Here is an 11,728-nt window from a genome sequence, read left to right on the forward strand (position 1 = left end):
TTCTTGGACGGCTTGATGAAGATCTGGTTCGTGTCGCCGAACTCGACCAGCTCGCCGAGGTACATGTAGGCGGTGTAGTCGGAGATCCGCGCCGCCTGCTGCATGTTGTGGGTGACGATCGCGATGGTGAAGTCCTGCTTCAGCTCGTCGATCAGCTCCTCGATCTTCAGCGTCGAGATCGGGTCGAGCGCCGAGGTCGGCTCGTCCAGCAGGATCACCTCCGGCCGCACCGCGATGGTGCGGGCGATGCACAGGCGCTGCTGCTGGCCGCCCGACAGGCTGAGGCCGGACGCGCCGAGCTTGTCCTTGACCTCGGTCCACAGCGCGGCGCCGCGCAGCGCCTTCTCGACCCGGCCGTCCATCTCCGACTTGGAGATCTTCTCGTACAGCCGGATGCCGAACGCGATGTTCTCGTAGATCGTCATCGGGAACGGCGTCGGCTTCTGGAACACCATGCCGACGCGCGCGCGCAGCAGGTTCAGGTCGAGCTTCGGGTCCAGCACGTTCTGGCCGTCGAGCATCACCTGCCCCTCGGCGCGCTGCCCCGGATACAGATCGTACATCCGGTTGAAGATCCGCAGCAGGGTCGACTTGCCGCAGCCCGACGGACCGATGAAAGCGGTCACGCGGTTGGTGGCGAGGGCGAGATTGATGTGCTTCAGCGCGTGGTTCTGGCCGTAATAGAAGTTCAGATCGCGCACCACCACCTTGGCCGGGCCGTCGGGCTGGCTGGCGATGGCATGGCCAGGTCCGCTCGGAACGCTGGTGGCAATCGAAATCTCGGTCATTTCGTGGTCCTCTCGGCGCCGATGATGCGCGCACCAATATTCAGGGCAAGCACGGTCAGGGTAATCAGCAGGGCGCCGGTCCAGGCGAGCTGCTTCCAGTAATCGTAGGGGCTCTGGACGAAGTTGTTGATGGTCACCGGCAGGTTGGCCATCGTCTTGGTCAGATCCAGGCTGAAGAACTGATTGCTGAGCGCGGTGAACAGCAGCGGCGCGGTTTCGCCGGCGACGCGGGCGGTCGCCAGCAGAATGCCGGTGATCAGGCCGGCGCGCGCGGCGCGGTAGGCGATCCGGCGGATCACCAGCGAGCGCGGCAGGCCGAGCGCGGAGGCCGCCTCGCGCAGCGCCCCCGGCACCAGCAGCAGCATGTCTTCGGTCGTGCGCACGACGACCGGGATCACGATCACCGCCAGCGCCAACGCGCCGGCCAGCGCCGAGAACCGTCCCATCGTCACCACGACTGCGCCGTAGATGAACAGGCCGATGATGATCGACGGCGCGCTGAGCAGGATGTCGTTGATGAAGCGGATCACCGAGGTCAGCTTGTCGTGCTTGCCGTATTCGGCGAGGTAGGTGCCGGCGAACAGGCCGAGCGGCGCACCGATGCCGACGCCCAGCACGGTCATCAGCACCGAGCCGACGATGGCGTTGAGCAGGCCGCCCTCGGTCGAACCCGGCGGCGGCGTGTTCTGGGTGAACACCTGCAGATTCAGCCCGGCGAGGCCGTTCCAGAACAGCGTGAACAGGATCAGCGCCAGCCAGGTGACGCCGAACACCGCGGCGGCCGAGCACAGCACCTTGACGATCACGTCGTTGCGGTGGCGGCGCTTGTAGATCGGATTGATGGTTTCGGTGGTCGACATGATTACTTGCCCGCCTTCATTTCGAGCCGCAGCAGCAGCAACCGGGCGGCCGCCAGCACCAGGAAGGTCAGAATGAACAGCAGCAGGCCGAGCAGGATCAGGCCGGACTGATGCAGACCGTCGCTCTCGGCGAATTCGGAGGCGATCGCCGCCGAGATGGTGGTGCCGGGCCCGAAGATCGAGCCGGAAATCCGGAACGAGTTGCCGATGATGAAGGTCACCGCCATGGTCTCGCCGAGCGCCCGGCCGAGCGCCAGCATGATGCCGCCGATGACGCCGACGCGGGTGTAGGGAATGACGACCTTGCGGACGACTTCCCAGGTCGTGCAGCCAACCCCGTAGGCGGCCTCCTTCAGCACCGGCGGCACGGTCTTGAACACGTCGACCGAGATCGCGGTGATGAACGGCAGCACCATGATGGCGAGAATCAGCGCGGCGTTGAACAGGCTGAGATAGGACGGCGGACCGGCGAAGATGGTGCCGAGCACCGGCACGCCGTCGAACAGCGCGATCATCGCCGGCTGGAAGTGATTGGCCAGGAACGGGCCGAGCACGAAGAAGCCCCACATGCCGTAGATGATCGATGGGATGCCGGCGAGTAGTTCGATGGCGAGGCCGATCGGCCGGCGCAGCCACATCGGGCACAGCTCGGTGAGGAAGATCGCGATGCCGAGGCCGACCGGAATGGCGATCACCATCGCGATCACCGAGGTCACCAGCGTGCCGTAGATCGGGCCGAGCGCGCCGAGCACCGGCGGATCGTTGGCGGGGGCCCAGCGGGCGGTGGTGAGGAAGGAGAAACCGAATTCGCGGAGCGCGGGCCAGGCACCGACGATCAGCGACAGGATGATGCCGCCGAGGATCAGCAGGACCGAAATCGCGCAGGCGCGGGTGGTCCAGTAGAATGCCGAGTCGCTGAGCTTGAAGGCACTCAGGGCACGGGCGCGATCATAAGGTCCGGCCGCCGCTTGCAACCCTGTGCTGTCTACTGCCATGTCCGCCACGCCTGTCTCCTTGCGCTGATGCAGGTTACGATAAACGAGCCGCGTAGCCTGGAGATTTCTGGTTGAACCGAGCGCCGCGCCGCCATCGCGGCCTGGCCTCATCCGCACTGCGTCCCTCAGTGCGGCCTCTAAACCCGGGCGGTGAAGGCCGGATTTCACAGGCCCCGAAACGGGACCTCAAAAGTCGGAAGCAGCAGCCGCGCGACCGGCCGAAGCGGGTCGCGCGGCGATGGCGCAGATCAGCTCTTGATATCCGACGACCAGGTCTTCTCGATCAGCTTGACGACCGGTTCCGGCATCGGGATGTAGTCGAGCTCCTCGGCAGATTTGCCGCCCTTCTCGAACGCCCACTTGAAGAACTTGATCGCCTCGGCGGAGGCCGCCTTGTCGACCGGCTCCTTGTGCATCAGGATGAAGGTCGCGGCGGTGATCGGCCACGAGGCATCGCCCGGCTGGTTGGTCAGGATCAGGTAGTAGCCCGGAGCCTTGGCCCAGTCGGCATTCGACGCCGCGGCCTGGAACGCCGCGATGGTCGGCTGCACCGGCTTGCCGGCGCTGTTGATCAGGCCGGTGTAGGTCAGCTTGTTCTGCTTGGCGTAGGCGTATTCGACGTAGCCGATCGAGTTCTTGGTCTGGCTGACGTTGCCGGCAACGCCTTCGTTGCCCTTGGCGCCGACGCCGACCGGCCACTCGACCGCGGTGCCCGAACCAACCTTGGACTTCCAGTCGGGGCTGACCTTGGAGAGATAGTCGGTGAAGTTGAAGGTGGTGCCCGAACCGTCGGAGCGGCGAACCACGGTGATGGCGTCGCTCGGCAGCTTCAGCTTCGGATTCAGCTTGGCGATCGCCGGGTCGTTCCAGGTCTTGATTTCGCCGAGCTAGATCTTGGCGAGGGCCTGGCCGTCCAGAACCATCTCACCCGGCTGAACGCCCTCGACGTTCACGACCGGCACGATGGCGCCCATCACCATCGGCCACTGCACGAGGCCTTCCTTCTCAAGCTGCTCCGGCTTCAGCGGCGCGTCGGTGGCGCCGAAGGTAACGGTCTTGGCGATGATCTGCTTGATACCGGCACCCGAACCGATCGACTGGTAGTTCAGGCCGTTGCCGGTGTCTTTCTTGTAGGTATCAGCCCACTTCGAATAGATCGGGAACGGGAACGTGGCGCCAGCGCCGGTGATGTCAGCCGCAAAGGCCGAGGTCGACGCCGCAACCATGCCGGCCGCGACGATTGCCTTGATGAAATTCATGGAAGGTCTCCGTTGGCAAGCGAAGCGCTCATCGCGCCCGACTGCGCTTGCCTCCCCGCCATTTAGGGGCGGTCGATTGACCTTTTATGAGGGTTTGATGACACTCATGTGACTACGTCAAGCCACTGATCTTGAAACGAAATCCCGAACAGACCTAGGACTTTACCGGAGGAAAACAGACCGTGAAGGTCGCGCCCTTTTTCAGCACGCTTTCGATCAGCAGCCGGCCGCGATGGCGGTTAACAATATGTTTCACCAGCGACAATCCGAGGCCCGTGCCACCCTGCGAACGGCTGTCGCCGACGTCCACCCGATAGAACCGTTCGGTGAGGCGCGGCAGGTGCTCGGGTGCGATGCCGGGCCCGAAATCGCGCACGGCCACGCGGTATTCCGAGCCGGAATCCTGCGCCGGCACCGCCACCACCGACACGGCGATGCGGCCGCCGGAGGCGCCGTATTTCAGCGCGTTCTCGATCAGGTTTTCGAACACCCGCAGCAACTCCTCGCGGTCGCCGGCGATCATCGCCGGGCTATCCGGAAGATCGAGTTCGATCGCGACCTGTCGCTCCTTGGCGAGCGATTCCAGCCCGTCGGCGACCTGCTTGATCAGCGGCGCCAGATCGATGTGGGCCTCGGGCCGGACGTGAGCGGTGAGTTCGACGCGGGAGAGCGACAGCAGATCGTCGATCAGCCGGGCCATCCGCGTCGCCTGCGTCTGCATGATGCCGAGGAAGCGCGCCCGCGCCTTGGGATCGTCGCGCGCCGGCCCCTGCAGGGTGTCGATGAAGCCGGACAGCGCCGCCAGTGGCGTGCGCAGTTCGTGGCTGGCATTGGCGACGAAGTCGGCGCGCATTTCCTCCGCGCGGCGCAGCGGCGTGAGATCGTGGAACGTCATCAGCATGCACTGATCGGTGCCGCCGAACGCGGTCGGCACCTGCACCGGCGCGATGATCAGCTCCATCCAGCGCTCGATCGGCGCGTGATCGAGGTAGCTGACCCGGCGCGGCTCGGCCGTCGCGATCGCCTCACGCAATGCGGTGACGATCTCCGGGTTACGCAGCGCGAACTGGGCGAGTTCGCGAACCCGCAGCGCCGGGGCGAGCTGGGCCGCCGCCGGATTGAGATGCAGCACACGGCCAGCGCGGTCGAGCAGCACCGCCGGATCGGGCATGCCGGCCACGATGGCCCGCACCACCGGGGTCTCGACCGGGCTGACGCCGTAGGTCTCCTCCCGGGCGTTGACGGCATTGTGCAGCCGCCACGGCACCAGCGCAGCTGCGGCCAGGCAGGCGAACACAACGCCGGCGGCCCGCATCGTGATTTCGCCGAGCGCGGTCAGCGTCACCAGCGCGATGGCGCCGGCAAGCAGAATGATGGCGGCATGACGCAGCCGGTCCATCCAGGGCGTCGCGATCGGCGCGGAAATCTGCTCCGGCAACGGAACGAGCGAGCGGGCGGGGTCGTCGGGCGCCTGGGCGATCATGGTCAGCCTGGTGTGGGATCCTGTCGGACCGGCTTCGGGTCGAGAGCATCGGCAAGCCGATGCATCCGTTTCAACCTTGTTCCGATGACAATCTCACGAACGGCGAGGATGATCACCGACAGCATGAACGGCACGATGTAATAAAGGATGCGGAACAGCAGCATCCCGGCCAGCAGGCCTTCCTTGTCCATCTGCCACAACCCGACCAGCATCGCGGCGTCGAACACGCCGAGGCCCCCGGGCGAATGGCTGGCGAAGCCGAGCAGCGTCGCCGACACGAAGATCACCGCCACGACCACGAAGCCGAGATTGGGCTCGTCCGGCACCAGCACGTACATCGCCAGCGCACAGAAGCCGAGATCGACGATCCCGATCCCGATCTGCAGCAGCGTCAGCGGGCCGCCCGGCAATTCGACCGTCCAGGTGCCGCGGCCGACGCGGCGCGGCCGGATCGACACCCACACGACATAGACCGTGAGGCCCGCCAGAATGACGAACGCCAGCACGCGGTTCAGCCACGGCGGCAACTGATCGATCGAGGACGCCGCCTCCGGATGATAGGCGATGCCCATGCCGAGCACCGCCGCGTTGCCGAGCCAGAACGTCAGGCCGGCGAGAAAGCAGATCTTGGCGACATCGATGCCGTCGAGGCCCCACGCCGAATAGATGCGATAGCGCACCGCGCCGCCGGTGAAGACGCTGGCGCCGACATTGTGGCCGATCGAGTAGCTGGTGAAGGCGGAAAGTGCGGCCGTGCGGTACGGCACTTCCTTGCGGCCGATCGTCCGCAGCGCGAACAGGTCGTAGAACGTCAGGGTGAAATAACCCGCTGCGACGAACAGCGCAGCGAGCCCGATCGAACGCGGTTCGGTCTGACGGATCGCTTCGAGCACCTTGTCGAGATCGATGCCGCGCAGCAGGTGATAGAGAACGTAACAGGCAGCCGCGATGACCGCGATGCTGATCGCAACGCCGACCTTGTGCAGGATTTGCTTCTCGCGCAGGAACGCGATCACCCTGCCGATTGCGGCCACCATCTAAACCTCGAATCCCTTTCCACCGCCTGGGGCAAGGGGACCGGTAGCACGACAGGCGTTACCGGTCCGTGGCCAGGAAGCTTTGATAGTTCGTTTCCGGACTGGGTGGAATTCGGATGATACCGGCAATCCCGCTCCTCTGCGTCAATTCCCGATCAGGCGGACCGGTTTCATCACTTGCGCCCAAGCGGGGCGTCGGGGTGGCGGGAGAAGCTCAGCTCCCCCGCATCTGCCGCGCCACAACCCAGTAGCGCAGCCACGAACCGATCGCACACCCCACCAGATAGGCAGCGATCATGACAAGGAAAAGATCGAGCCAGTAGCCGAAGCGACCTGGAACGATCCGGGCGAGCGACAGGCCGACGAGCACCGCCGCAACCCCGGCGATCCCCATCGCGGCGTTCTTGGACAGACCCGGCCCGTGTTGCACCACCGAGATCCAGCCCGCGGCGAATCCCAGCAACAGCGCCCCGAGCAACCAGCCCCAGTAGAAGTTCGCCATGACCATCATGCCGTCACCTGATCACGAAATCGATGCGGCGATTTTTCGCCTTCCCGGCCTCGGTGTCGTTGCCGGCCAGCGGGATGGTGCTGCCATAGCCGAACGCCTGGAAGCGCTCGGGCGGCAGCCCCGCCTTGACCATGTAGTCGACCACCGCCTTGGCGCGCTTCTCCGACAGTGACTTGTTGAAGGCGGCGTCGCCATCGCTGTCGGTATGGCCGGAAACCTCGATCACCGCGCCCGGACAGCGCAGCGCGGTCTCGATCAACCGGTCGAGCAGCCCCGCCGAGTCCTTGTCGATGGTGGCGCTGGAGGGCTCGAACCGCACGGTGCTCTTGGCGAGCAGTTCATTGAACAACTGCTGGCAGACCGTGGCGTCGACCGGCGATGCGGCGGGCTTGACCGACAAATCGGCCTTCACGGTCCAGCCCTGCGGCATGTCCTTGTTCAGCTCGCCGCGGATCTGGCTCACGGCGGCCTCGAACAGTGCGTCACCGGACAGTTTGACCTCGCGATCGGACACCACCAGGGTGCCGGTCGAGAGCCGCGACAACGCGCCGAGCGCGGGCGCGACCGCATTGGCAAAGCCCTGCGGCGCGCCGATGCTGGCCTTCAGATTGTCCACGACCTTCTCGCTGAAGAATTTCTGCCCGGCTGCCGCCGCCAGCGCCGCATGCACGGCGTTGTCCGGCACGTAACCGGTGAGCGTCACGGTCGAAGCGACCGGGTCCTTGTTGGCCTGGAACACATAGGGCGGCGCCTTGATGTCGTTCTCCGCGACCGAATAGCCCTCCGGCAGATTGCGCAGCGCCGCCGCGATCGCCTCCCGGCCACCGAGGTCGCGGGCCATGCCGGTCAGGCTGACCTTGGTGTCGGAGAGCGTGATCTTGCCCTCCTTGAGCTTGCCGATCTGGTCGACCAGCAGCAGCGCCACGGCATCGAACCGGCTCGGCGCGCCACGCGCCAGCGTCATCCGGTCCGCCACTTCGACGCCGTTGACCTCGGCGCGGGCCGCGTCGGCGAGCCGCGCCCGGCTTGCCGGCAGCGGCGCGCTCCCGGCGAGCGTGACGCGCACGACGTCGCGCTCGATGCTCCAGACGAATGGCGTCGCCTGCGGAACCAGCCGGGTCTGGTCGACCACCTGGCGGATGCCCGGAACGGCTTCCACCGCCGCCACGGCGCTGCGCCGCCCCTCCTCCGAAAATGCATCGGCCGAGAAGGTGACGTCACGACCGGAGGGCGTCAGCCGCGTCTTGTCGAGGACGGTATTTTTGAGCGCCTCAGCGGCTCGCTCGGCGACATCGGCTTCCACGGCGGGGGTGGTGATCCACGCCGCGATTGCCCACAGAGCGCAAAGGATGATGGCGCCACGCCACCACTTGCCGCTCGATCTGAAAAGTCCGCGCATTCCGCTTCCCGTGGATCAGAAGCAGAGAGAAATCAAACCGTTGAGGGGCTGTCAAACGCAATTCCGGGGAAATGCCCGCGCTGTTGCAGTTCTCAATAACCGTTTCTTCAATCGTGTGACGCTAACAATGTCCTGAAATGAACTGGCCCGCAGCCCGATGAAGCAGTTTCGCCACAACATCATCCGCGCCGGGCTCGATGCGCTGTATTTTACCGGCGCCTATCATGTGCTGCGTCCAATCTTTTCAGGAATCGGCACGATCCTGATGCTGCACAATGTGCGGCCGCCCCGCGACGACGCGTTCCAGCCGAACCGCCATCTTGAGGTGACGCCCGAGTTCCTGCGCGCCACGCTGCGGCATCTGCGCGCCCAGAACATCGACATCATCACAATGGACGAACTGCACCGGCGGCTGAGCGAACGTGCATTCGGCCGGCGCTTCGCCTGCATCACGCTCGACGACGGCTATCGCGACAACCGCGATTTCGCGCTGCCGGTGTTCGAGGAGTTCCAGGCGCCGTTCACCGTCTATGCCGCCAGCGATTTCGCCCAGGGTACCGGCCGGCTGTGGTGGATCACGCTCGAACGGCTGATCGCCAGCACCGACACGCTCGAGGTTCAGATCGGCGACGCCGAGATCCGGCTGGACACCGGGACCCCCGATGCCAAGCAGGATGCGTTCGACCGGATGCATGCGTTGCTGCGCGGCCTTCCCGGCGGCGACGATCTGACGCGCATGATGAGCACGTTATGCGCGCGCTACGGCATCGACGACACCGCCGCCAGCCGCGAACTCTGCCTGACCTGGGAGGAACTGCGCGTCTTCGCCGAGCATCCGCTGGTGACGATCGGCGCCCACACCATCACCCATTGCGTTCTGTCCAACCAGCGCGAGGCGCTGGCGCTCCATGAGATGTCGATCGGCCGCGCCCGGATCGAAGCCCATCTCGATCGCGAGGTCGCGCATCTGGCCTATCCGTACGGGGACCGCGCGGCGGCGGGACCACGAGAATACGAGCTGGCGCGCCGGGCCGGCTACAAGACCGCGGTGACGACCCGTCCCGGCATGCTGTTTCCCGGCGTCGCCGATCATCTCACCGCGCTGCCGCGCGTCTCGCTCAATGGCAACTACCAGGACGACCGGATCCTGCCGGTGCTGACCTCCGGCGCGGCGACCGCGATGTGGAACGGTTTCCGCCGCGTCGACGCGGCGTGACGCACCGCCCGGAGCGCCGGCGGGGCTCCTTGACTCACTCCCGACCCGGCCGCAAACCATCCCGGCAAACACACGGGGAGATCGAATGTTCAAGGACCTGTTTTCGCTGCAGGGTCGCACCGCGCTGGTGACCGGCGGCTCGCGCGGCATCGGCAAGATGATCGCGGCTGGCTTCCTCGCCTACGGCGCGAGCCGCGTCTACATCACGGCCCGCAAGGCAGCGCCCTGCCAGGCCACCGCCGACGAACTGGACGAGATGTATCCGGGCGAATGCATCGCGCTGCCGATCGACATCTCGACGATGGCCGGCATCGACATGCTGGCCGCCGAGATCAAGCGGCGCGAGTCCAAGCTCGACATCCTCGTCAACAATGCCGGCGCCGCCTGGGCCGCCGACTTCGACGAATTCCCGGAGAGCGGCTGGGACAAGGTCATGGACCTCAACGTCAAGACGCCGTTCTTCCTCACCAAGGCGCTGGCGCCGCAACTGCGCGCCGCGGCGTCCGCCGAGCAGCCCGGCAAGGTGATCAATATCGCGTCCATCGACGGCATCTTCGTCAATCCGCTCGAGACCTATCCGTATGCGGCGTCGAAGGCCGGCCTGATCCATCTGACGCGGCGGATGGCGGTGCGGCTGATCAAGGACCACATCGTGGTGACCGCCATCGCGCCCGGCCCGTTCGCGTCCGACATGAACAAGGCGGCCCGTGATGAAGCCGATGCAGTGGCCAAGCGCGTGCCGTCGGGCCGGATCGGCACCGACGAGGACATGGCGGGCACCGCGGTGTTCCTCGCCTCGCGCGCCGGCGACTACGTGGTCGGCTCGACCATCGCGGTGGATGGCGGCGTCGCCTTCGCCAATCCGGGCATCAAGGGCGACGGCTGGGCCTGAGCCGACGCGCTGGCTTCGTCATTCCGGGGCACGCGCCCCGGAATGATCTCGCATCGTTGGGAGCGGCGGTTATTACTGCTGCTTCAGCCGGAAAGCACCGTCGCGGATTTCGATCAGGAAGGCGGAGCGTTCGTCGTAGCCGTTGTGGTTGTCGGGCGTCATGTTCGACAGGCCGTTGTTGAGCGCCAGATCCTTGGACTTCTCGATCTGGTCGCGGATCGCGGCCCGAAATTCCGGCGTACCGGGCTTGGCGGTCTTCAGCGCCGCCGGGATCGCGTTCTCGACCAGCGTCATCGAATCCCACAGATGCGCACCGAAGATCGACGGCGACGCACCGCCATTGGCGGCCTTGTAGGCGTCGACAAAGCGCGCCTTGACCTTGCGGAACGGACTGTCGGCCGGCATGTCTTCGGCACCGCTATAGGCCTCACCGGTGAAGATCGCGCCCTCGACGTCCTTGCCGCCGAGCTTGATGAATTCCTCGGTCGCCACGCCGTGGGTCTGGTAGATCGGCCCCTTGAAGCCGCGTTCCCGCAGCGCCTTCTGCGGCAGCACCGCCGGCGTGCCCGCGGCGGCGATGAACACCGCGTCCGGCTTGGTGGCGATGATCTTCAGCACCTGCCCGGTGACGCTGGCGTCGCTGCGCGCATAGACCTCGTGCGTGGTGAGTTCGAAGCCGAGCTTCGGCGCCGCCGCGGCCAGCACCTTGTAGTAACCTTCGCCGTAGGCGTCCGAGAAACCGATATAACCGACCTTCTTGGCGCCGGTCTTGGCCATGTACTTGCCGATGGCTTCGGCCATGATGTCGTCGTTCGGGACGACCTTGTAGACCCACTTGCGCCGCTCATCCATCGGCGCCACCAGGATGGCGGCCGCCGCCATCGTCATCAGCGGCGTCTTGGCTTCGGCCGCGATGTCGATCAGCGGCAGGCTGACCGGCGTCAGCGACGAGCCGATCAGCACGTCGACCTTTTCTTCGGACAGCAGCTTGCGGGCGTTTTGCGCCGCCTTGGTCGGATCGGACTCGTCGTCGAGCGCGAAGTAAGTAATCTTTTCGCCGCCGATCTCCTTCGGCAGCGCCGCCACCGTCTTGGATTGCGGCTGGCCGAGCGCGGCGCCGGGACCGGACGCGCTCATCGTGATGCCGATCTTGATCTCCGCCGACGCGGCGCTGACGCCGGCCAGCAGCGCCGCCATCGCGACGATCAGGGTCTTGCTGTGTTGCATGGACGTCCTCCTCCGTTTGTTATCGTTGGTACGCTTCTGACTTGAGCATGATCTTGTCCGA

At 65.7% G+C, this 11,728-nt stretch carries 10 protein-coding genes and 1 pseudogene; 2 read left to right on the forward strand and 9 right to left on the reverse strand.

What is annotated here, in order from left to right:
- From pstB to ACOJTD_RS18060, 8 genes and pseudogenes are all read right to left on the reverse strand, one after another.
- Positions 1 to 788 (reverse strand): phosphate ABC transporter ATP-binding protein PstB (pstB, locus tag ACOJTD_RS18025; protein WP_420134249.1); only part of this gene is annotated, 788 nt, incomplete at its 3' end.
- Positions 785 to 1,648, reverse strand: a complete 864-nt coding sequence (gene pstA / locus ACOJTD_RS18030) for a phosphate ABC transporter permease PstA (protein ID WP_420134250.1) — start codon at positions 1,646 to 1,648, stop codon at positions 785 to 787. The genes pstB and pstA, both read right to left, overlap by 4 nt.
- Positions 1,649 to 1,650: 2 nt before the next feature.
- Positions 1,651 to 2,652: a phosphate ABC transporter permease subunit PstC gene (gene pstC, locus ACOJTD_RS18035; protein WP_420134251.1), complete on the reverse strand. Its 1,002-nt coding sequence runs from the start codon at positions 2,650 to 2,652 to the stop codon at positions 1,651 to 1,653.
- Positions 2,653 to 2,891: 239 nt separating this feature from the next.
- Positions 2,892 to 3,902 (reverse strand): annotated as a pseudogene (gene pstS / locus ACOJTD_RS18040) (phosphate ABC transporter substrate-binding protein PstS).
- A 154-nt stretch (positions 3,903 to 4,056) separates the two neighbouring features.
- The gene (locus tag ACOJTD_RS18045; protein ID WP_420134252.1) at positions 4,057 to 5,385 is read right to left on the reverse strand and encodes an ATP-binding protein; all 1,329 of its coding nucleotides are present in this window, start codon (positions 5,383 to 5,385) and stop codon (positions 4,057 to 4,059) included.
- Between the two features lie 2 nt (positions 5,386 to 5,387).
- Entirely contained in the window at positions 5,388 to 6,422 is a 1,035-nt protein-coding gene (locus tag ACOJTD_RS18050) for a lysylphosphatidylglycerol synthase domain-containing protein (RefSeq protein ID WP_420134253.1), read from the reverse strand.
- Between the two features lie 214 nt (positions 6,423 to 6,636).
- Positions 6,637 to 6,933, reverse strand: a complete 297-nt coding sequence (locus tag ACOJTD_RS18055) for a hypothetical protein (protein WP_420134254.1) — start codon at positions 6,931 to 6,933, stop codon at positions 6,637 to 6,639.
- Between the two features lie 4 nt (positions 6,934 to 6,937).
- The gene (locus tag ACOJTD_RS18060; RefSeq protein ID WP_420134255.1) at positions 6,938 to 8,332 is read right to left on the reverse strand and encodes an OmpA family protein; all 1,395 of its coding nucleotides are present in this window, start codon (positions 8,330 to 8,332) and stop codon (positions 6,938 to 6,940) included.
- 157 nt (positions 8,333 to 8,489) lie between these two features.
- On the opposite strand from ACOJTD_RS18060, the gene ACOJTD_RS18065 reads away from it, so the two are divergent.
- Both ACOJTD_RS18065 and ACOJTD_RS18070 read left to right on the forward strand, forming a co-directional pair.
- Complete coding sequence (locus ACOJTD_RS18065; protein ID WP_420134256.1) at positions 8,490 to 9,548, forward strand: polysaccharide deacetylase family protein; 1,059 nt, start codon at positions 8,490 to 8,492, stop codon at positions 9,546 to 9,548.
- A gap of 85 nt (positions 9,549 to 9,633) precedes the next feature.
- A complete protein-coding gene (locus ACOJTD_RS18070) occupies positions 9,634 to 10,440 on the forward strand; it encodes an SDR family oxidoreductase (RefSeq protein WP_420134257.1) in 807 nt (268 codons plus the stop codon).
- A gap of 72 nt (positions 10,441 to 10,512) precedes the next feature.
- Here the strand turns inward: ACOJTD_RS18070 and ACOJTD_RS18075 are convergent, their stop codons facing one another.
- Positions 10,513 to 11,667 carry an ABC transporter substrate-binding protein gene (locus tag ACOJTD_RS18075; RefSeq protein ID WP_420134258.1) on the reverse strand — a complete coding sequence of 385 codons (1,155 nt, stop codon included), beginning with the start codon at positions 11,665 to 11,667 and terminating at the stop codon, positions 10,513 to 10,515.
- Between the last annotated feature and the right edge of the window lie 61 nt (positions 11,668 to 11,728).

Origin of the sequence: Rhodopseudomonas sp. (genome assembly GCF_048594845.1) — a bacterium.
Lineage (GTDB): Bacteria > Pseudomonadota > Alphaproteobacteria > Rhizobiales > Xanthobacteraceae > Rhodopseudomonas.